This window comes from Actinomadura geliboluensis (assembly GCF_005889745.1).
Taxonomy (GTDB): Bacteria; Actinomycetota; Actinomycetes; order Streptosporangiales; family Streptosporangiaceae; genus Spirillospora; species Spirillospora geliboluensis.
Window position 1 is genome coordinate 18,993 of record NZ_VCKZ01000027.1, and the last position, 20,355, is coordinate 39,347.

The window sequence follows — 20,355 nt, forward strand, 5'->3', positions numbered from 1 at the left end:
GCGGCCCCGGTCTACCTGCGGCGGGCGTGGGCGCGCGACCACAGCGCCGGCCAGCCGCCGTGGGCGAGCCAGGACGCGGGGACGCGCAGCCCGTGCTCGGCGACCTCGTCCCAGAACACCGAGGTGTCGGCGCCGAGTTCGCGGGCGGCCGGCAGGGCGCGGCGCCAGGGGCCGTCCTCGTCGCCGAGCGCGGTGGCGGGGTAGCCGGGGACGGTGACGCCGCGCGGCCGCGTCACCGGGGCGAGGGCCGCTCCGGGCGCGGCGCACGTGGCCGCGACGGCGAGCGCGCAGAGCAGCGGCTCGGCCGACGGCCGCGCGAGGGCGGCGGCGATCACCGGGTCGTCGTCCGCGGCGAGCCGCCCGATGGCGCGGCGGACCCGGCGCGCCGCCAGGTCGAGGGCGTGCGCGGCGGCGATGTCCGGGTCCTTGACGAGCCCGCGCAGCGCCTTCGGCAGCGGTGGCTCCCCCAGGAGCAGCTCGAGCCGGTCGAAGCGGTCGCGCAGGGCGGGGTCCAGGGCGTCGAGCGCGGACGCCAGCGGGCGGTGCCCGGTGGCCGTCCAGAGCGCGACGAGGTCGGTGGCGCCGCCGTCGAGCGCGCGGCGGACCGCCCCGGCCAGCTGGGCTGCACCGAGGCGGCGCAGCCGGGCGGGCGCGGCCTCCGGCGCGGTCCCGGCCACGGCGGCGAGCGCGGCGGACGCCCCGGGCGGGACGGCGCGGAACGCCCGCCGGGCGAGCGGAGCGAGCGCCGGGCCGGCCTCCTCGACCAGGCGGGGCGCGGCGCGGCGGCGCGCGGCACGGACCGGCGGCGGCTCCTCCGGTGCCGGGTCGGGCTCGGCGCGGACGGTGCCGGGGATCGCGGCGACCCACTCCTCGAACGCCCGCTCCAGCTCCGCGGGAGGGTCGTCGTTGAACCGCGCCCTGATCTCGACGACCCGCCAGCCGCGCGGCGCGGGCTTCAGCGCCGCCAGTTCGGCGTTGGCGGCGAGCAGGCCGTCCCCGCCGTAGAGGCCGAGCAGCACGCTGCGGCCCGTCCTGGCCTCATCGGCGTATTCGGCGATGCAGTTGCCCATGTAGGCCGCCCACTCGGCGAGGTCGCGGGCGCTGCGCGCCACCCTGACGCGCACGCCCGCGCCGGGGACGGTGCTCCCGTCCAGCGCGGCGAGCGGCGGCGGGACGGCGAAGTCGCCGGTGAGGGCCGTGGCGATCGCGGTGGCCGACATGAGGCCCTCGGTGAACTCCGTCCAGCCGCGCGGCGCCCGGGGCGGGACGCCGCCGAGCGCGACCAGCTGCGCGGCGCCGGAGACGGCGAGGGCCACCGAGTCCAGGCCGGGCCGCAGCGGGTCGTCCTCCGGGGGCGGCGGATCGTGGTCGTACCAGGGCGCGCCGGTGCCCGGGGTGGGCCGCGCCCGCTCGTGCCCGTGCAGCTGGGCGAGCGCGTCGATCAGGTCGGCGTACCAGAGCAGGTCGCCGACCCTCTCCACGGCGGCCGGGTCGGCGGCGGCGCCGCCGGCGGGGTCCGCGGCGGAGCCGAGCCGCTCGCGCAGCGGGGCGGCGCCGTGCAGCAGCGGGGCCGTGAAGTTCAGCAGCGGGGCCGTCCAGGGCTGGATGCCGGACCATTCGGCGGGTGGGCGGGCCGCGCCGTACCCGGCGTCCTGGCGCCAGCGCGCCAGCCCGGAGCCCGCCCATACGCGCACCACACCCTCCGGAACCAGTGGCGCGTCGGGGTCGATGCCGCACACGTCGTCCAGCAGCGCCCGCGCGTCCTCGACGACCAGGAGCGCGTAGTCGCGGGCGTGGGACAGCCGGGGCCGGACGTAGGCGCTGAACTTCGCGTCCCGGGGCCCGTCCTTGCCGACCCTGCGCGCGAGGTCGCGCACGTGGGCGGCGGGGCGCGCCGGCAGGCCGGTGAGGCCCGGGACCCGCCGCGCCGAATGCGCCGCGACCGCGTCGTCGACCCGGCCGGCGGCGGCGCGCAGCAGCGGCAGCGAGCGGTCGAGCCCGGCGCCCAGACCGTGGTCGGCGACGGCGACCGCGGTCCGCAGCAGGGCGGTGGCGCCGAGCGCGTCCTGGAGCAGCCGGTCGAGGCGGTCGCGCCAGTACGGCTCGGTCGGCACCCACCGCGCCGCGTCGGCGAGGGACGGTTCGAAGGCGAGGTCGTCGTGCGCGACCCGCAGCCAGAACAGCACCCGCTGGTCCTCGTGGTGGCGGCGGCGCTCGCGCAGGTCGGCCAGGCGGTCGCGGCGGGCCTGCGTCGCCAGCCTCCGCTCGCGGACGCCGCGCGCGCCCCGGTGCTCCAGCACCCGCTCCCACAGGTCCAGGACGAGGGGGAGCCTGCGCGGGCCCGGCACGTCCGCGAACACCTGCCGGAAGTACCGCGCGAGCGCCGAGGGCGGGCCGTCGGGGGTGAGCCCGGCCTCCTCGGGCGCCTCCAGGGCGAGGACCCGTTCGAGCTGCTCGGGGCCGAGGACGTCGCTGGCCGCCGACGCCAGGTGCAGCGCCGCCCAGCGCCCCTCCTCCACGGCCCGCGCGGCGGCGGCGCCGACCGGCTTCGTCACCGCCGGGCCGAACATCGCCACCAGCAGCCCGGCGCGCGGCCCCAGGCGGTGCGCCTCGCCCATGCCGACGGCGCGCAGCGCCGCGATGACGGCGTCGCGCTGGTCGCCGTGCGCGCCGTCCAGCCGCGCGGAGCGGAACCCGGCGCCGAGGTCGACGCCCGCGCCCGCCGCGGCGATGCCGCCGTCCGCGACGAGGCGGGCCAGCTCGCGGACGGCGCCGGCGGCGGCCGCGTCCGGCGCGTCCTCGGGGCCGAGCGCGACGGCGGCGCCCGGCGGCGCGTCCGCCTGCGCCAGCAGCCGCACCGGGCCGGAGGGCCCGGCGACCCAGGCATGCCGGCCCGACGCCACCACACCGCCGGTGAGCCGGATCTTCACCCGACCCATGATCCCGGCCGGGGGCGCCCCGGTCGACCGGGTTTCAGCGCGGGCCCGCGGCGATCCCGTAGCCGTCGGCGACGAGCCGCTCGGCCATCCGCACGTAGGCGGCCGGGTCCTCCGGGGCGCTGGTGCCGAGGCCGTCCACGTACCGGTTGTACATGCAGAACGCGGCGGCGATGAGCACGGTGTCGTGGATCTCGACGTCGGTGGCGCCGGCGTCCCGCGCGGCCGCGACATGCTCCGCGCCGACCTCGTTGCCGCCGCGCTGGACGGCGGCGGCGATGCCGAGCAGGGCGCGCAGCTTGGCGGAGACCGGCGCCGCCTCGGGGTCGGCGTGGACCTGCTGGACGAGCGTCATCCCGCCGGGCAGCTGTACCGCGGCGCACGCGCCGTGCGACGACGCGCAGAACCGGCAGCCGTTCAGCTCGGACACGTAGGCGGCGATCAGCTCCCGCTCGCCGGGCGGGAGCGGGCTCGGGCCGCGCAGCAGGGCCTCCGCGAGCGCGGTCAGCGGTCCCGCGGTCTCCGGCCGGAACCGGAGCAGGGACGGCAGCCCCGGGACGTTCTCGTCCAGTTCGATATGCGCCAAGGACTGCCTCCGGGAAATGGTGTCGGACAATTCCCCTGATCTTCGTACGAAGTTCGTCAGGCGGCCAGTTTTCTCGCCACTCCACAAAAGGTCATGGTCTCCTGCGGCTCGCCCCACGGATTGGGCTCGGGGCGCCACCGGGAGCACGACACGACGCCCGGCTCCACCAGCTCCAGGCCGTCGAACAGCGCCTCGATCTCCGCGGCGGTCCGGGCCCTGAGCGGGTGCGGGGTGCCGCTCTCGTTCCACGCCTTGACGGCGGTGTGCGTGACGTCCACGTCCAGGCAGGCGTGCGACAGCGCCACGAAGCTGCCCGGGGCGAGCGCGCCGACGAGCCGGTCCAGGATGGCGCGGGCCTCCTCGTCGTCGGTGATGAGGTGCAGCAGGGCGAGCATCATCAGCCCGACCGGCCGGTCGAAGTCGAGCGTCGCGGCGGCCTGCGCGAGGATGCGGCCGGGGTCGCGGACGTCGGCGTCGATGTAGTCGGTCGCGCCCTCCGGCGAGCTGGTGAGCAGGGCCCGCGCGTGGGCGAGCACGAGCGGGTCGTTGTCGACGTAGACGATGCGCGACTCCGGCGCGACGCGCTGCGCGATCTCGTGCGTGTTGTCGGCGGTCGGGAGCCCGGTGCCGATGTCGAGGAACTGCCGGACGCCCTCCCCGCCCGCCAGGTGGCGGACGCAGCGGCCGAGGAACAGCCGGTCGGTGCGGGCGGCGGCGACGATGCCGGGGACCTGCCGGGCGACCATCTCGCCGGCCATCCGGTCCACCTCGTAGTGGTCCTTGCCGCCGAGCCAGTAGTCCCAGACCCGCGCCGACACCGGACGGTCCGCGCGGATCCCGTCGTCCGCGCCCTCCCTGCCAGCGGCGCCCATGCGCTCTCACCTCCGGTCGCCGGGACGCGTCCGCCCCGGGAGGACCGACGGTACACGGCGGCGGCGGTGGCGACGGGTGACGTCGGTCACTGCCGTCCGCAGGCGCGGCGCACGGCGGCGGCCACGGCGCCGGGGTCGCCGTCCGGCAGGACCGCGGCGAGGTGCCCGTCCGGGCGGACGACGTGGACCGTGTCCGGGCCCGCCCCCAGGGCCGCCCGGAGCACCCCTTCGGTGTCGATGTCGTCCAGTGCGTAGCTGTCGCAGGGGATGCCGCCGGGCGGCTCCACAACGGCAGGGCCCAGGATCACGAACCGCGTGCCGAAGAGGCGGCGCAGGCGGGTGCGCTCGCCGCCGACGGTGCACGGGCCGTCCGGGCAGAGCACCCCCGGCACCGGCGGGCGGACCGCGCCGGGCTCGCGCGGGAAGCCGTCCACCGGGCCGGACGGGGTGGTGAGCGGCGAGTCCAGGTACCAGTACGGCTCGGCGAGCCGGCCGGAGTCGATGATCGCGCGCGGGTCCGGATGGCTCCGGGCCCGCTCCAGCGACTCCAGGCGGTGCGCCCGCTGCGCCGGCGTCTGCGGGACGAGGAACTCCATCGTCCGCGTGGTGACGCGCAGGTTCTCCAGCGCGGCGGCGCGGCGTTCGAGGTCGTAGCTGCGCAGCAGCTCCGGCGGCGCCCAGCCGTGCCGGACGAACGCGAGCTTCCAGGCGAGGTTCTCCGCGTCCTGGACGCCGGAGTTCAGCCCGCGGGCCCCGAACGGCGCGTACAGGTGGGCGGCGTCGCCCGCCAGGAACGCGCGGCCGGACCCGAACGCCTCGGCGCACCGCTCGTGGAACCGGTACACGGTGGCCCACACGATCTCGTAGGGCACGTCCCCGGTGATCTTCCGGATCCGGGCGTCGAGCGCCCCCGACGCTCGCTCGGCGGCCAGGTCGTGGTCGGCGGGCACCTGCCAGTCGATGCGCCACGTCCCGTCCGGGCACTGGTGGACGAGGACCTGCCGCCCCGGGTTCCACTCGGGGTCGAAGAAGAACCGCCGCTCGTTCGGGAACGGCAGCTCGGCCCGGATGTCGCAGATGAGGAACTTGTCGGCGAAGGTGCGGCCGGGGAAGCCGATGCCGAGCAGCTCCCGGACCGCGCCGTGCCCGCCGTCCGCGCCGACCAGGTGCGTGCCGCGCACGGTGGCGGCGCCCGCGCCGGTCTCGGCGTCGGCCTCGACGCCGCCCCCGTCCTGGCGCACCGCGCGGACCCGGTGCCCGTACCGGACCTCGACCAGCGGCTCCGCGGCGGCGAGGTCGCGCAGGTACGCCTCCACCTCGGCCTGCGAGATGTTGATCCACGGCGGGACCTCGCCGCTCCCGGCGCCGGGGAAGGCGACGGCGAACAGCTCGTCGCCGCGGTGGTAGGTGCGGCCGGTCGTCCAGGTCACGCCGCGGGCGATCATCCGCTCGGCGCAGCCGGCCCGGTCGAGGACGTCCAGGACGTCCCGCTGGAAGCAGATGGCCCGCGACCCGGCCGGGTCGCGGTGCGCGGCGGCCTCCAGCACCACGCTCGGCACCCCGTGCCGGGCCAGCAGCAGCGCCGCGACCAGGCCGACCGGCCCGGCGCCGGCGACCACGACCGGTTCCGCGGTGGAGCCCACGCCCGCCATGGTGCGCCGCCCCCTCCCCCGCCGTAAAGGCCCGGTCAGGCCGTCGGGCTTCCGGTCGACCGCGCGCGCTCGGCGGCCTCGACGATCGTCCGGTCGGCGACCTGCCGGTCCTGCCAGCCGCGCACGTCGGCGCTCTTGCCCGGCTCCAGGCTCTTGTAGATGTCGAAGAAGTGCGCGATCTCATCGAGGATGTGCTCGTGCACGTCGCGCAGGTCGCGGATGGCCTCGTAGCGGACGTCCCGCGATGGGACGGTGAGGACCTTGGCGTCGGGCCCCTTCTCGTCGTGCATCCAGAACACGCCGACGCTGCGGACGGTGATCTGGCAGCCGGGGAACGTGGGCTCCTCCAGCAGCACCATCGCGTCCAGCGGGTCGCCGTCCTCCGCGCAGGTGTCCGGGATGTAGCCGTAGTCGTGCGGGTACCGGGTCGCGGTGAACAGCATCCGGTCGAGGCGGATGCGGCCCAGCCGGTGGTCCATCTCGTACTTGTTGCGCGATCCCCCGGGGATCTCGACGACCATTTCGATCTCCATGCGTACCTCCCCCGTCACATCCCTACCCCATCGGGGCGCCGGCGGGACAATCCGCGACCGTAGAGTCGGGCCATGGACGCGCTGCGATTCACCTACCGGCCGCTGCCCGTGCGGGTCGTCTTCGGCGCGGGCGCGCTCGCCGGCCTGCCCGCCGAGGCTGCCGCGCTCGGGCTGTCCCGGGTGCTGGTCCTCGCGACGCCGGGGCGGCGCGCGGACGCCGAGCGCGCCGCGGCGGCGCTCGGGGACCGGCTCGCCGGCGTGCACGCCGGGGCGGTGATGCACGTCCCGGCGGACGCGGCGGCGGAGGCGTGCCGGGCCGCCGCGGCGGCGGGCGCGGACGGGCTGGTCGCGTTCGGCGGCGGGTCGGCGGTCGGCCTGGCCAAGGCGGTCGCGAAGGAGACGGGGCTGCCGATCGTGGCCGTCCCGACGACGTACGCCGGGTCGGAGATGACGCCGGTGTGGGGCATGACGGAGGACGGCGTCAAACGCACCGGGCGCGACGAGCGCGTGCTGGCCCGGACGGTCCTCTACGACCCGTCCCTGACGCTGGGCCTGCCGCCGGCGGTGTCGGCGGCGTCGGGGATGAACGCGATGGCGCACGCCGTCGAGGCGCTGTACGCCCCTGACGCGTCGCCGGTGGTGTCGCTGATGGCGGAGGAGGCCGTCCGGGTGCTTGCGGAGGCGCTGCCGGAGGTCGTGCGGTCGCCCGGCGACCTGCCCGCGCGCACCCGCGCCCTGTACGGGGCGTGGCTGTGCGGCACCTGCCTCAGCGCGACGACGATGGGCCTGCACCACAAGCTGTGCCACATCCTCGGCGGGTCGCTGAACCTGCCGCACGCCGAGACCCACACCGTCCTGCTGCCGCACGCCCTCGCCTACAACGCCCCGGCGGCGCCGGACGCCGTCCGGGCGCTGCGCCGGGCGCTCGGAGGCGGCGATCCGGCCCGCGCGCTGTGGGAGCTGTCCGGTTCGCTGGGCCTGCCGCGTTCGCTCAAGGACCTCGGCGCCGACCCCGCCCACCTGGACGATGTGGTCGCGCGGGCCGCCGCCGGGGGCTTCGCGAACCCGCGTCCGGTGGAGGAGGAGGGCCTGCGGGTCCTGCTCGGTGACGCGTGGGAGGGCCGCCCGCCGAGCGCCTAGTGCGCGGCCGCGTTCCAGTCGGCGCCGGCGCCGATGGCGACCTCCAGCCCGACCGTGAGCGGGTAGGCGGTCGTCATGCGGTCGCGGACGAGCGCCTCGACCGCGTCCCGCTCCCCCGGCGCCACCTCCAGGACGATCTCGTCGTGCACCTGGAGCAGCAGCCGGCTGCGCAGCCCGGCCGCGGTGAGCGCCTCGTCCACCCGCAGCATCGCGATCTTGACGATGTCGGCGGCCGAGCCCTGGACCGGCGCGTTCAGCGCCATCCGCTCGGCGGTCTCGCGGCGCTGCCGGTTGTCGCTGGTCAGGTGCGGCAGGTAGCGGCGACGGCCGAGGACGGTCCGGGTGTAGCCGGTGGCGCGGGCCTCGGCGACGACGTGGTCGAGGTAGTCGCGGACGCCGCCGAGCCGCGCGAAGTAGGCGTCCATCAGGGGGCGCGCCTCCGCCTGCGGGATGCCGAGCTGCTTGGCCAGCCCGAACGCCGACAGGCCGTACGCCAGCCCGTACGACATCGCCTTGATCTTGCGGCGCATGTCGGGGGTGACGTCCGCGGCGGCGACCTGGAAGACCTGCGCCGCCATCGTGGCGTGGAGGTCCTCGCCGGACGCGAACGCGGCCAGCAGCGTCGGGTCCTTCGACAGGTGCGCCATGACGCGCAGTTCGAGCTGGCCGTAGTCGGCGGTCAGCAGCGACTCGTAGCCGGGCCCGGGGAGGAACGCGCGCCGGATGCGCCGCCCCTCCTCGGTGCGGACGGGGATGACCTGGAGGTTCGGCTCGGTCGAGGTGAGCCGGCCGGTGGCGGCGACGGTCTGCTGGAAGGTGGTGTGGATCCGGCCGTCCGCGCCGATCTCCCGGATCAGCCCGGCGACGGTCGTGCGCAGCCGCGCCTGGTCGCGGTGGCGCAGCAGCACCTCCGGCAGCCCGTTGCCGGTCTGCGTCGCGAGCCAGGTCAGCGCGTCCACGTCGGTGGAGTAGCCGGATTTGATCTTCTTGGTGCGGGGCAGGTCCAGCTCGCCGAACAGCACCTCCTGGAGCTGCTTGGTCGAGCCGGGGTTGAAGCGCCGCCCGGCGATCTCGGCCGCGTCGTCGGCGGCGCGCTCCATGCCTTCGGCGAAGTGGTGCTCCAGCTCGTCCAAGAGGGCGGCGTCAACGTGGATCCCGGCGCGTTCGGCGCGGGCGAGCAGGTCCGACAGCGGCAGCTCGACGTCGCGGAGGACCGCGTCCATGCCGGTGGAGGCGAGGTCGGCGGCGAACTTGTCGGCCAGGTCGAGGACGGCGCGCGCGCTGAGCATCAGCCCGGCGGCCCCTTCGGCGGGCGGGCGGCGGCCGAGGTGGCGGCCCGCGAGGTCGGCGATCCCGTAGGCGGCCAGGCCGGGGAGCAGCAGGTAGGCGGCCATCGCCGTGTCGATGGCGACCCCGTCCAGGCGCCAGCCGCGCTCGCCGAACACGCGCAGCAGCGCCTTTACGTCGTGCAGCGCCTTGGGACGGGACGGGTCGTCGAGCCAGTCCGCGAACGCGCGCTCGTCGGCCTCGGTGAGCGCGGACGGCTCGAACGAGGCCGCGTGGTCGTCGCCGGACGCCAGCGCGATCCGCGCGATGTCGCCGGCGCCGCGCGCCCACGTCCAGTCGGCGGCCAGCCCCATCAGGCCGGTGCCATGGGCGTGCAGCCAGCCGGCCAGCTCGTCCGGGCCCAGCTCGCGGCCCTTCACCGGCTCGGGACGCGCCGCCTCCGTGGGACGTCCCCCGCCCGGGTCGGCGGCGAACAGGCGCTGCCGGAGGCTGGCGTTGCGGAACTCCAGCTCGTCCAGCAGCGCGGTGAACGCGGCCAGGTCGTAGGGGCGGCGCCGCAGGTCGGCGGGCCCGACCGGCAGGTCCACGTCGCGGACGAGCTCGGTGAGCCGCCGGTTCAGCCGCACCGTGTCGAGCGCGCCGCGCAGCCTCTCCCCCGCCTTGCCCTTCACCTCGCCGGCCCGCTCCAGCAGCGCGTCGAGGGTGCCGAACTCGCGGACCCACTTCGCGGCCGTCTTCTCCCCGATGCCGGGGATGCTCGGCAGGTTGTCGGACGGGTCGCCGCGCAGCGCCGCGAAGTCGGGGTACTGCGCCGGGGTCAGCCCGTACTTCTCCCGCACCGCCTCCGGCGTGTACCGGACCATCTCGGCGGCCGTCCGGTAGAAGTACAGGACGGTGACGTCGTCGCCGACGAGCTGGAGCGCGTCGCGGTCGCCGGTGACGATCAGCACGGCCATGCCGTCGGCCACCGCCGCCGCGGTGAGCGTCGCGATCACGTCGTCGGCCTCGTAGCCGGGCGCCCGCAGCACCGGAACGCTCATCGCGCCGAGCAGCCGGTCCAGGACGGGCAGCTGGGCGCCGAACTCCTCCGGCGACCGGGTCCGGGTCGCCTTGTACTCCGGGAACGCCTCGGCGCGGAACGTCCGCCGCCCCACGTCGAACGCGACGGCCGCGTGCGTCGGGCGCTCGTCCCGCAGCACGTTCGCCAGCATGTTCGCGAACCCGTACACGACGTTGGTGGGCTGCCCGGACGTGGTGGTGAAGTTCTCCACCGGCAGCGCGTAGAACGCCCGGTAGGCCAGCGAGTGGCCGTCCAGGAGCAGCAGGAGCGGCCGGTCGGTCATGTTCACATCCTGGCACCGGGGAAGGGGGCATGAAACGGCCGCGGCGAGTGTTGGGGGCGACATGGACAAGATCGAACTGGGCCGGCTCGGGATCTGGCGGCCGTGGAGCATGCTGGATCCGGAGCTGGCCAAGGACGTCGAGGACCTCGGCTACGGCGCCATCTGGATCGGCGGGTCGCCGCGCGGCGACCTGAAGATCGCCGAGCGGCTGCTGGCCGGCACCGACCGGATCGTGATCGCGACCGGCATCGTGAACATGTGGGCCACGCCGGCCGCGGAGGTCGCCGCGTCCTACCACCGGCTGAACGAGGCGCACGGCGGCCGGTTCCTCCTCGGCGTCGGCATCGGCCACCCGGAGGCGACGCAGGAGTACCGCAGCCCGTACGAGACGATCGTCCGCTACCTGGACGACCTGGACGCCGCGGGCGTCCCGGCCGGCGGGCGGGTGCTGGCCGCGCTAGGGCCGAAGGTGCTGCGGCTGGCGGCGGAGCGCACGGCGGGCGCGCACCCGTACTTCACGACGCCCGAGCACACCCAGCAGGCCCGCGAGACGCTCGGCGCCGGGCCGCTGCTCGTCCCCGAGCAGAAGGTCGTGCTCGACACCGACGCCGCGCGCGCCCGCGCGACGGCGCGGGAGGCCGCGAGGATGGTTCTGGGGCTGCGCAACTACGTCGGCAACTTCAAGCGGCTCGGCTTCAGCGACGCCGACGTGGCCGGCGGCGGCAGCGACGCGCTCATCGACGCGCTGGTCGCGCAGGGCGGCGCGGCGGCGCTGGCCGCGCGGGTGCGGGGGCACCTGGACGCGGGCGCCGACCAGGTGGCGGTGCAGGTCCTGGGCGACGACGACCCGCGCCCGGCGCTGCGCGAGATCGCCGAGGCGCTCGGCTGAGGGAGTGGACGGAAGAGGGGCGCGCCCGCTGCCGGGCGCGCCCCTCACCGAGACTCGGCTACCGGGTCACCGGGTCGCGTAGGTGCCGATCTCGTCCGGCACGGTGCGCTTGGCGGCCTGGGCAGGAGCGCGCCTGGCCAGCTCGTTGCCGTTGACCGTCAGCGTGCTGTGCGCGAACAGCTGCGTCACCGCGGCCGTGGCGTCGATCATCTGGTCGAAGCCCTTGAGGTTCACGTTGTCGTAGCGGTCGCAGGCCGCGTGGTAGCAGGGGTCGTAGGCCACCCCGGCGGTACCGCCGTAGACCGCCGCCTGCGCGGGCGTCTTGATGCCCTCGGCGCCGGTGAAGACGCCGCCGGCGGGGATGCCCGCGGTGATGAACGCGTTGTAGTCCGACCGCCCGTTGAACGGCGTCGGGTCGGTGGCGAGGCCCCGGCTCGCGAAGTAGTCGGTGAACGCCTTCTCGATCGCGCCGGACCCCGCGGGCGGCTCGACGTTGTTCTCGCCCGCGCTGTCGTCGCCGTCGTACACGAAGTTCACGTAGTTGGGCGAGGCGAGCATGTCGAAGTCGAGCATCAGCGCGATCTTGTCGCGCTCGGCCTGCGGGAGGGTGTCAACGTAGTACTGCGAGCCGAGCAGGCCCTCCTCCTCGGCGCCCCAGAACGCGAACCGCACCTTGTTGCGGACCTTGGAGCCGAGCTTGTTGATCTGCTTGGCCATCTCCAGCAGCGTCGCGGTGCCGGAGCCGTCGTCGTTGATGCCGGGGCCGTCGGTGACGCTGTCGTTGTGGGCGCCGACGACCACGATGTTGCCGGGCCTGCCGCGCTCGGTGTCGGCGATGACGTTGGCGGTCTCGCGCTTCTCGTTGAGCGTCTGCGTCTTCACCCGCAGCGTCACGCCGCCGTTGTTCGCCTGCTCCACGAGCGCCTTGCCGACCGCGTTGGTCGGGCCGACCACCGGGATGCCGTACGGCTTGGTCAGCGTGCCCCCGACGGGTCCGGGCTGGTCGGGGAGCTGGTAGATGACCACGGCGGACGCGCCCGCCGCGATGGCGTTGTCGGCCTTGACGGAGAAGAAGCAGCCGCCGCGCTGGATCAGCGCGATGGCGCCCGCCGGGAAGCCCGCGAAGTCGTCGGCCTCGCAGCCGCTGCCGAGCCCGGTGGCCCCGCTGTCGACGGGTGCGGCGGGGGCGGTGACGTCGCCGGACCCGGAGTACTGGAGGGTCGCGTAGTCGGTGTCCGGCGCGAACGTCTTCTGCTCGGGGGCGGTCTCGGCGAAGACCGGCTCGGCCGTCTGCTGCCAGAAATCGAAGGTGAACTTCTGCACGACCGGGCTGTAGCCGGCCCGCTTGAGCTGGTCGGCGAGGTACTTGATGGTGACCGTGTTGCCGGGCAGCCCGGCGGCCCGGTTGCCGCCGTTGGCGTCCGCGATCTTCTGCAGGTTCAGCTGGTGGTGGCGGACGTTCTTCAGCGTGACCAGCCGGGCCAGTTTCGCGTCGGCCGGTCCGGCCGCCGCGGCGGTCGGCACCGCGGCCAGGGTGGCGGCTGCGAGCGACAGCCCGGTGAGGGTTGCGAGCGCGGCTCTGCGCATACCAGGTCTCCGTTTGTGGGGGGACGAAGCAACCCGAAGCCTGACACGCGTCAATTCCCGCAACAAGACACGACTCTGCATCAAAACGGCCAATATTGGCCTCATTCTCCCCTCGTTTTACAAGATCGACTTTCGGTGCGCCATCACGGTCCGTCCCGACCGCCTGCACGGCTCGTGTCGATCATCACCGGGAGAACCGGAACGCATTCCGCGAGGTCAGCCCGAAATGGCGCCAATCAGAACGCGCTGACCTGCGAAGACACCGGAAAGCCCGGCGCCGTGGGGGCATCGGCGCGCACCACCCGCCGATTCGCTCCGGCGACCCGAACCGCATTCCACTGGACGCGAGTTCCAGCAGGTGAGGGCACTGGCCCCGGACAAATCGGCGTGAGTATGCTTCGTCACCCTTGAAGGTGGCCGCCGACGATCAGGAGTGGGCCGTTGTCGAGTCCCGAACAGGAGCCCAGATCCCACGGGCGCCCGCGCACGCGCCCGATCGGGCGGCGGATCGTCCTGCTCCTCGCCATCCCGCTGGTCTCGCTCGTGGCCCTGTGGACGTACTCGGCGATCCCGGCGCTGAACGACGCGCTCCTGCGCAACCAGTACGCCGACAACCACGACCGGGTCGGCCAGCCCGCGAACCTCGCCATGCAGGCGGTGCAGGAGGAGCGCGGCGCGGCCGTCGCCGCGCTGGTGGCGCCGTCCGCGGCGAACGAGCGGAAGTTCCACGACGCCGTCGCCAAGACCCAGCGCGCGGTGGCCCTGTTCCGCAGGCTCGGGCTCTCGCCCCAGGCCACCGAGCACATGGCCGAGGGCGGGATCCAGCGCACCCGGGACGTGGGCAACCAGTTCGACCAGCTCGCCAGCATCCGGTCGCAGATCACCGCGCGGAACGTCACGGCGCTGGAGGCCATCAACGCCTACAGCGACGCCTTCGACAAGACCGTCCGGCTGCTCACCACGCTGGTCACCATCGACGACGTCGACGTCTACCAGCAGACCAACGGCGTCCTCTACATGTACTGGGCGCGCGACTTCATGCTGCGCGAGGACCTGCTGCTGACGGGGCTCGGCGGCGGCCGGCTGAAGGCCGGCGGCCGGGCCGCCTTCTCCGAGTGGGCGGGCGCCCGCGCCGAGCTGATCGAGCTCGGGCATGCCGGGCTCAGCGGCTCGGTCGCCAAGACCATGAGCGGCCTCGTGAACTCCCCCGCCTACGCCGACTTCGTCGCGCTGGAGACCGCGATCGTGCGGCAGGGCCGGGCCCCGGCCCCGCAGCGGTGGCAGGCCGCCGTCCAGGCCGCCGGGCAGCTGTGGCTCGGCACCACCTACAAGGCCGGCCAGCAGCTCCAGCACGACGAGGTCGAGCCCGCCGGCGACCGGATCATGCTGCGGGTCTACCTCGCGGGCGGCGTCGGGCTGCTCGCCGTGATCGCGTCCATCGTGCTGTCGCTGCTGTTCGCCCGCCGGCACGCCGGCGAGCTGCGGCGGCTGCAGCGGTCGGCGCAGGAGCTGGCCAACGAGCGGCTGCCCCGCGTCGTGGCGCGGCTGCGGCGCGGCGAGCGGGTGGACCTGGACGCCGAGACGCCCCGCCCCGCCTCCGGGAAGACCCGCGAGGTCGCGCTGGTCAGCGAGGCGTTCGAGACCGTCCAGCGGCAGGCGATCAGCACCGCGATCGGCGAGGCGGAGCTGCGCGCCAGCATCAACCGGGTCTTCGTGAACCTGTCGTGGCGCAGCCAGTCGCTGCTGCACCGGCAGCTGCGGCTGCTGGACCAGATGGAGCGGCGCGCGTCCAGCCCCGAGGAGCTGGACGACCTGTTCCGCCTCGACCACCTCACCACCCGCATGCGGCGGCACGCCGAGGGCCTGGTCATCCTGTCCGGGTCGCCCACCGTGCGCGCCTGGGACCACCCCGTCGCCGCCGAGGACGTGGTGCGCGCCGCGATCGCCGAGGTCGAGGACTACACCCGCATCGAGGTGACCGGCGCGACGTCGGCCGCGGTCAGCGGGGACGTGGTCGCCGACGTCATCCACCTGCTCGCCGAGCTGATCGAGAACGCCACCGCCTACTCCCCGCCGACCACCGAGGTCACCGTCAAGGTCGAGACCGTCGCCAACGGGCTCGCGGTGGAGGTGGTCGACCGCGGCATCGGCCTCGCCCCGGAGGAGCTGGACTCGCTCAACCGGCGCCTCGCCAGCGCCGTCGAGTTCGACCTGGTCGACACCGAGCGGCTCGGCCTGTTCGTCGTCGCGCGGCTCGCCGCCCGGCACGACATCAAGGTCTCGCTGCAGCCCTCGGCGTACGGGGGCACGACCGCGATCGTCCTCGTCCCGCACGCCCTGGTGGTCCTGGACGAGCAGTGGCAGCCGATCGGCGAGGGCACCGCCGCGGCGCAGCCGGTCGGCGCGGGCGCGCCGCGGCTCGGCCGCCCGGTCCGCCGCGCGCTGCCCGGCCCGGCGAGCCCGCCGGCGCGCACCGGGCCGCCGGACGGCCCGCCCGCCCCGGTCGCCTTCAACACACCGGTCTCCTTCGAGACGCCGCCGGCCTTCGCACCGCCCGCCGCCGACGCGCGGGTCTCCTACGACGCGCAGGTCTCCTCCGACGGGGCCGCCGATTCGCCGGTGTCCTTCGACCCGCCCGGGCGGGCCAATGGCCGGACCCGGCCGCTGGACGAGGATCCGGAACCGGCCGCGGTCGAGGACAGCGAGGTCACCGGGCGGCTCCCGCGCCGCGTCCGGCAGCGCAACCTCGCTCCTCAGCTGCGCAAACGCCCGCTGAACGGGCGGCCGAAGGAGGCCGCCCCGGCGGACGAGGACTTCGAGGAGCCGAGTCCGGAGCTCAGCCGCGATCTGATGGCCTCGCTACAGTCGGGATGGCTGCGCGGCAGGATCGCCGACGACGAACCGGGCGATCTCGAACCACGCGATGAATGGGGGGAAGCATGACTCGGCAGGGCCACGCCACCGGCGAGCTCGACTGGCTGCTGGAGGATCTGGTGCAACGGGTCGGCGAGGTCCGCCAGGCCGTGCTGCTGTCCCGCGACGGGCTGGTCATGGGCGCCTCGGGCGACGTCACCCGCAAGGACGCCGAGTTCCTCGCGGCGCTGTCGTCGGGCTTCCACAGCCTCGCCAACGGCGCCCGCGAGCACTTCCAGGCCAAGCAGGTGCGGCAGACGGTGGTAGAGCTCGACGACCGGCTGTTCTTCGTCATGCCGGCCGGGAACGGCAGCTGCCTCGCGGTGCTCAGCGACGCGGGCGGCAACGCCGGGCTCGTCGCCTACGAGACCACCATGCTGATCAAGCGGGTGCGGCGGGCGCTGTCGGCGTCGCCGCGCGCCGAGGCCGAGGACGCGTCGGTACGGCCGGGTGCGTCGGGCTGAGCGACCGTGGAGACGCCGAGAGAGCGCTGGATCGGCCGGGACGCCGGCCCGGTCGTCCGGCCGTACGCGGTGACCCGCGGGCGCACCCGCCCGCGCGGGCTCGTCGTCGACCTGGTGACGATCCTGGTCGCGACCGGCCGCACCCCGGGCGACCGGGTGTGGCTGTCCCGCGAGCAGCGGCGGCTGCTGGAGCTGTGCCGGCGGCCGTCGACGCCGGCCGACCTGGCCTCGGAGACCGACCTTCCGTTCCGGGTCGTGCAGATCCTGCTGGAGGACCTGCACCAGTACGGCCTGATCGAGGAGGTCCCGCAGGCGGCGGAACCGTCCGAACGCCCCGACCCCCGCATCCTGATGAGAGTCCTCGATGAACTTCGCCGCCTCTGACCCGTCCGCGACGCCGTACGCGCCGGCCGACGACGTCCCCATGCACACGCTGAAGGTGCTGGTGGCCGGGGGCTTCGGCGTCGGCAAGACGACGCTGGTCGGCGCGGTGAGCGAGATCCGCCCGCTGCGCACCGAGGAGACCCTCACCGACGCCTCGATCGGGGTGGACGACCTCGGCGGCGTCGAGGGCAAGACCACCACGACCGTCGCGATGGACTTCGGCCGGCTGACGTTCTCCGGCGGCGTCCGGCTGTACCTGTTCGGGACGCCCGGCCAGGAGCGGTTCTGGTTCATGTGGGACCAGATCGCCTACGGCGCCGTCGGCGCGATCGTCCTGGTCGACACCCGCCGGCTGTCGTCGAGCTTCGCCTCGATCGACTTCTTCGAGCAGCGGGAGATCCCGTTCGTGGTCGCCGCGAACCAGTTCGACGGCGCCCGCCGCTACGCCGTCGAGGAGATCCGCGACGCCCTCGACGTCGACCCGGACGTGCCCGTCCTGATGTGCGACGTGCGGAGCCGGGAGGTGGCGCGGGGCGTGCTGGTCGCCCTCGTGGAGCACGCGCTCCAGACGGCGCGGCGCTAGCCGGCGGCGCTACTCGGGGCCGGTGCCGGACGGCCGCATCCGGGCGACGATCAGCGAGGCCAGCGCGGCGTAGGCGGCGGAGTCGTCCAGGCCGGTCTGCGCCTTGATCTCGCCGCGGTGGATGGACTCCATCACCTGCCCCGCGACGGCGCCGACGAAGTCCGCGTCGGCGCCGGGCATCCGCCCGTCGGCCTCCCGGACGAGCCCCCGCACCCGGCGGACCGCGAACCCGGTGTTCTGCTTGTAGATCTCCCGCGCGGGCGCGAACGCGTCCAGGTCGGCGAAGAACGCGGGCGACGCCGGGGCCAGCTCCCGCGAGATCGCCCGCAGGTAGGCGCCGACCCGCTCGCGCGGATCGGCGGCCGGGTCGAGCGCGGCCTCCACCCGCTCGGTCGCCCGCCGGAAGAACGCGCGCACCACGGCGACGATGATCTGCTCCCGGCTCGCCGCGACCGCGTACAGCGTGCTCTTGGAGCAGCGCAGCAGCGCGGCGAGGTCGGCGACGCTCAGCTCGGCGAACCCGCGGTCGAGGAAGACGTCCATGAGCCGCCCGATCAGCGCCTCCCGCCGCCGCGCCGCCCGGGTGACCCGCTCGTCCATGCGGGAGACGCTACCAAAGGGCAGTACCGAAACAGGTTCGCCGGTACCGGTCTTGGTACTCTGGAGCGGCCGAAAGGAGTCGCCCATGCCCGCCACCCGGCACCTGCCGAACCCCGAGTCCGCGGACCTGATCGCGCTGACCCGCGAGATCGCGGCCAAGGAGCTGGCCCCGAACGCCGCCGACGCGGAGCGGACCGAGACGTTCCCGCGCGAGGTGTTCGCGACGCTCGGCCGGGCCGGGCTGCTCACCCTCCCCTACCCGGAGGAGTTCGGCGGCGGCGCCCAGCCGTACGAGGTCTACCTCCAGGTGCTGGAGGAGATCGGCGCGGTGTGGGCGAGCGTCGGCGTCGGCGTCAGCGTCCACGCCCTCTCCTGCTTCCCCCTGTTCGCCTACGGCACCGACGAGCAGCGCGCGGAGTGGCTGCCCGGCATGCTGTCGGGCGAGCAGCTCGGCGCGTACTGCCTCTCCGAGGCGCACGCCGGCTCCGACCCCGCCGCGATGCGCGCGAAGGCCGTCCGGGACGGCGACTCCTACGTCCTCAACGGCGCCAAGGCGTGGACGACCCACGGCGGCGAGGCCGACTTCTACACGGTCATGGCCCGCACCGCCGACACCGGCTCCCGCGGCATCTCCTGCTTCCACGTCCCCGCCGGCACCCCCGGCCTGGAGTTCGACGAGCCCGAGGAAAAGATGGGCCTGATGGGCTCCACCACGGCGACCGTCCGCCTGGTGGACGCCCGCGTCCCGGCCGCGAACCTCATCGGCCACGAGGGCCAGGGCCTGTCCATCGCCCTCGCCGGCCTCGACGCGGGCCGCCTCGGCATCGCCGCCGTCGCCACGGGCCTGTCCCAGGGCGCGCTGGACACCGCCGTCGCCTACGCCAAGGAGCGCGAGGCGTTCGGCAAGGCCATCATCGACCACCAGGGCCTGGCGTTCGTCCTCGCCGACATGGCCGCCGCCGTCGAGTCGGCCCGCGCCACCTACCTGTCCGCCGCCCGCCTCAAGGACGCCGGCCTCCCCTACGGCCGCGAGGCGTCCATCGCCAAGCTGGTCGCCACCGACAACGCGATGAAGGTGACGACCGACGCCGTCCAGGTCCTCGGCGGCGCCGGCTACACCCGCGACTTCCCGGTGGAGCGCTACATGCGCGAGGCCAAGGTCATGCAGATCTTCGAGGGCACGAACCAGATCCAGCGCCTGGTCATCTCCCGCCACCTCGCCCGCTGACATCGGACGGGCCGGCCCAGGACGGGCGCGCGGCGGCGTCGCGTTCGTGAACGGCGCGTCCTAGAGGCGGACGTACTCGTAGTCGAAGGGTTTGCCGTTGATGCCGTTGCGGGGCGGGGCGATCCAGGCGGCGATCTTGCCGCGCTCGTGGACGGGGCGCATCAGCGACCGGACGTGGGTCTTGTCGACCTCCGTCGGCAGCCAGGCGCCCTTGCGCCGCTCCCACTCCTCGGCGGGGATGACCTCGCCGTCCGGGGTGGCCTCGATGCCGGCGAACGCGCCGACCTTGCGGTTGAACGCGACGCTCGGCAGGTAGAGGCGCTGCGGCAGGCCCGCGTCGGCCAGGATGCGGTTCCACCGGTTGACGCCGCTCTGGCAGTCGGAGATGTACTCGCGGCGCAGGTCGGTGTTCAGGCCGGTGAGGGCGGCGACCTCGGTCTGCCCGACGGCGCCGTCCACCAGGGCGTCCACCAGGGCGGCGTCGTCGGTGAGGCGGTGGTCGTCCTTGCGGCGGCCCTCCATCCAGCGGCCCTTGAGCCCGGCCGTGTAGTAGTTGGCGACGTTGCTGGACGTCTCGGACCCGAACAGGTCGAGCGACACCGAGTAGTGGAAGTTCAGGTACTTCTGGACGACGTCGAGCGAGATCGCGCCGTGCGCCGTGACGTCGTCGGTGTCGTGCTCCTTCATCAGCTGGACGGTCCGCTCCACGACGCGGTCGATGCCCGTGGTGCCGACCATCATGTGGTGGGCCTCCTCCTTGAGCATGAACTCGCAGGTCCGCGACAGCGGGTCGAAGCCCGACTCCTTCAGCGTGCCGAGCTGGAACTTGCCGTCCCGGTCGGTGAAGTAGGTGAACATGAAGAACGACAGCCAGTCGGGGGTCTCCTCGTTGAAGGCGCCGAGGATGCGCGGCGACTCCTCGCTGCCGGAGTTGCGGTGCAGCAGCTCCTCGGCCTCCTCGCGGCCCTCGCGTCCGAAGTAGGCGTGCAGGAGGTAGACCATCGCCCACAGGTGGCGGCCCTCCTCCACGTTCACCTGGAAGAGGTTGCGCAGGTCGTACAGGCTCGGCGCGGTCGCCCCGAGGTTGCGCTGCTGCTCCACGGACGCGGGCTCGGTGTCGCCCTGGATGACGATGAGGCGCTGCAGGTCCGCGCGGTACTCGCCGGGGACCTTCTGCCAGGCGGGCTCGCCCTTGTGCGCGCCGAAGCCGATGCGCCGGTCGCCGTCCCGCTCGGCGAGGAAGATGCCCCAGCGGTAGTCCTTCATGGCGACGTGCCCGAAGTGCGCCCAGCCTTCGCGGCCGACGTTCACGGCGGTCCGCAGGTAGACGTCCTGGGTGGGCAGGGTCGGGCCCATCG

Annotated in this window: 16 protein-coding genes; 7 read left to right on the forward strand and 9 right to left on the reverse strand. The window is 74.6% G+C overall.

Annotated elements, in window-relative coordinates:
• Positions 1-11: 11 nt before the first annotated feature.
• From ETD96_RS06545 to ETD96_RS06565, 5 genes are all read right to left on the reverse strand, one after another.
• Positions 12-2,930, reverse strand: coding sequence for a hypothetical protein (locus tag ETD96_RS06545; protein WP_138635368.1), 2,919 nt, complete (start codon positions 2,928-2,930; stop codon positions 12-14).
• A 43-nt stretch (positions 2,931-2,973) separates the two neighbouring features.
• Positions 2,974-3,522: a carboxymuconolactone decarboxylase family protein gene (locus tag ETD96_RS06550; RefSeq protein ID WP_138635369.1), complete on the reverse strand. Its 549-nt coding sequence runs from the start codon at positions 3,520-3,522 to the stop codon at positions 2,974-2,976.
• 56 nt (positions 3,523-3,578) lie between these two features.
• Positions 3,579-4,394 carry an SAM-dependent methyltransferase gene (locus ETD96_RS06555; protein ID WP_138635370.1) on the reverse strand — a complete coding sequence of 272 codons (816 nt, stop codon included), beginning with the start codon at positions 4,392-4,394 and terminating at the stop codon, positions 3,579-3,581.
• A gap of 86 nt (positions 4,395-4,480) precedes the next feature.
• Positions 4,481-6,046, reverse strand: coding sequence for an FAD-dependent monooxygenase (locus ETD96_RS06560; RefSeq protein WP_138635371.1), 1,566 nt, complete (start codon positions 6,044-6,046; stop codon positions 4,481-4,483).
• Between the two features lie 35 nt (positions 6,047-6,081).
• Complete coding sequence (locus ETD96_RS06565; RefSeq protein WP_138635372.1) at positions 6,082-6,579, reverse strand: inorganic diphosphatase; 498 nt, start codon at positions 6,577-6,579, stop codon at positions 6,082-6,084.
• A gap of 72 nt (positions 6,580-6,651) precedes the next feature.
• Here ETD96_RS06565 and ETD96_RS06570 point away from each other — a divergent pair, with 72 nt between their 5' ends.
• Positions 6,652-7,719 carry a maleylacetate reductase gene (locus ETD96_RS06570; protein WP_138635373.1) on the forward strand — a complete coding sequence of 356 codons (1,068 nt, stop codon included), beginning with the start codon at positions 6,652-6,654 and terminating at the stop codon, positions 7,717-7,719.
• Here the strand turns inward: ETD96_RS06570 and polA are convergent.
• The gene (polA, locus tag ETD96_RS06575; RefSeq protein ID WP_138635374.1) at positions 7,716-10,349 is read right to left on the reverse strand and encodes a DNA polymerase I; all 2,634 of its coding nucleotides are present in this window, start codon (positions 10,347-10,349) and stop codon (positions 7,716-7,718) included. The two genes, ETD96_RS06570 and polA, sit on opposite strands and share 4 nt — an antisense overlap.
• Before the next feature lie 61 nt (positions 10,350-10,410).
• On the opposite strand from polA, the gene ETD96_RS06580 reads away from it, so the two are divergent.
• The gene (locus ETD96_RS06580) at positions 10,411-11,238 is read left to right on the forward strand and encodes an LLM class F420-dependent oxidoreductase (RefSeq protein ID WP_138635375.1); all 828 of its coding nucleotides are present in this window, start codon (positions 10,411-10,413) and stop codon (positions 11,236-11,238) included.
• 66 nt (positions 11,239-11,304) lie between these two features.
• Here ETD96_RS06580 and ETD96_RS06585 read toward each other — a convergent pair whose 3' ends face one another.
• Positions 11,305-12,825, reverse strand: coding sequence for a M20/M25/M40 family metallo-hydrolase (locus tag ETD96_RS06585; RefSeq protein ID WP_171068892.1), 1,521 nt, complete (start codon positions 12,823-12,825; stop codon positions 11,305-11,307).
• Positions 12,826-13,266: 441 nt separating this feature from the next.
• Here ETD96_RS06585 and ETD96_RS06590 point away from each other — a divergent pair, with 441 nt between their 5' ends.
• The 4 genes from ETD96_RS06590 to ETD96_RS06605 are packed head-to-tail and all read left to right on the forward strand — an operon-like array spanning position 13,267 to position 17,169.
• Entirely contained in the window at positions 13,267-15,768 is a 2,502-nt protein-coding gene (locus ETD96_RS06590) for a sensor histidine kinase (RefSeq protein ID WP_138635377.1), read from the forward strand.
• Entirely contained in the window at positions 15,765-16,202 is a 438-nt protein-coding gene (locus ETD96_RS06595) for a roadblock/LC7 domain-containing protein (RefSeq protein ID WP_138635378.1), read from the forward strand. The genes ETD96_RS06590 and ETD96_RS06595 overlap by 4 nt, the downstream gene beginning before the upstream one ends.
• Positions 16,203-16,208: 6 nt before the next feature.
• On the forward strand, positions 16,209-16,586 hold the full coding sequence (locus ETD96_RS06600; RefSeq protein WP_138635379.1) for a DUF742 domain-containing protein: 378 nt from the start codon (positions 16,209-16,211) through the stop codon (positions 16,584-16,586).
• A complete protein-coding gene (locus ETD96_RS06605; protein WP_138635380.1) occupies positions 16,567-17,169 on the forward strand; it encodes a GTP-binding protein in 603 nt (200 codons plus the stop codon). Before ETD96_RS06600 ends, ETD96_RS06605 begins: the two co-directional genes overlap by 20 nt.
• A gap of 9 nt (positions 17,170-17,178) precedes the next feature.
• Here ETD96_RS06605 and ETD96_RS06610 read toward each other — a convergent pair whose 3' ends face one another.
• A complete protein-coding gene (locus ETD96_RS06610; protein ID WP_138635381.1) occupies positions 17,179-17,769 on the reverse strand; it encodes a TetR/AcrR family transcriptional regulator in 591 nt (196 codons plus the stop codon).
• A gap of 85 nt (positions 17,770-17,854) precedes the next feature.
• On the opposite strand from ETD96_RS06610, the gene ETD96_RS06615 reads away from it, so the two are divergent.
• Positions 17,855-18,997, forward strand: coding sequence for an acyl-CoA dehydrogenase family protein (locus tag ETD96_RS06615; RefSeq protein ID WP_138635382.1), 1,143 nt, complete (start codon positions 17,855-17,857; stop codon positions 18,995-18,997).
• A 60-nt stretch (positions 18,998-19,057) separates the two neighbouring features.
• Here ETD96_RS06615 and boxB read toward each other — a convergent pair.
• Positions 19,058-20,355 (reverse strand): benzoyl-CoA 2,3-epoxidase subunit BoxB (boxB, locus tag ETD96_RS06620; protein ID WP_138635383.1); only part of this gene is annotated, 1,298 nt, incomplete at its 5' end.

Bases quoted from the DNA above. Each gene is read 5' to 3' on its own strand.
- ETD96_RS06555 (WP_138635370.1), bottom strand. From the start codon at position 4,394: ATGGGCGCCGCTGGCAGGGAGGGCGCGGACGACGGGATCCGCGCGGAC.
- ETD96_RS06560 (WP_138635371.1), bottom strand. From the start codon at position 6,046: ATGGCGGGCGTGGGCTCCACCGCGGAACCGGTCGTGGTCGCCGGCGCC.
- ETD96_RS06565 (WP_138635372.1), bottom strand. From the start codon at position 6,579: ATGGAGATCGAAATGGTCGTCGAGATCCCCGGGGGATCGCGCAACAAG.
- ETD96_RS06570 (WP_138635373.1), top strand. From the start codon at position 6,652: ATGGACGCGCTGCGATTCACCTACCGGCCGCTGCCCGTGCGGGTCGTC.
- polA (WP_138635374.1), bottom strand. From the start codon at position 10,349: ATGACCGACCGGCCGCTCCTGCTGCTCCTGGACGGCCACTCGCTGGCC.
- ETD96_RS06580 (WP_138635375.1), top strand. From the start codon at position 10,411: ATGGACAAGATCGAACTGGGCCGGCTCGGGATCTGGCGGCCGTGGAGC.
- ETD96_RS06585 (WP_171068892.1), bottom strand. From the start codon at position 12,825: ATGCGCAGAGCCGCGCTCGCAACCCTCACCGGGCTGTCGCTCGCAGCC.
- ETD96_RS06595 (WP_138635378.1), top strand. From the start codon at position 15,765: ATGACTCGGCAGGGCCACGCCACCGGCGAGCTCGACTGGCTGCTGGAG.
- ETD96_RS06605 (WP_138635380.1), top strand. From the start codon at position 16,567: ATGAACTTCGCCGCCTCTGACCCGTCCGCGACGCCGTACGCGCCGGCC.
- ETD96_RS06610 (WP_138635381.1), bottom strand. From the start codon at position 17,769: ATGGACGAGCGGGTCACCCGGGCGGCGCGGCGGCGGGAGGCGCTGATC.
- ETD96_RS06615 (WP_138635382.1), top strand. From the start codon at position 17,855: ATGCCCGCCACCCGGCACCTGCCGAACCCCGAGTCCGCGGACCTGATC.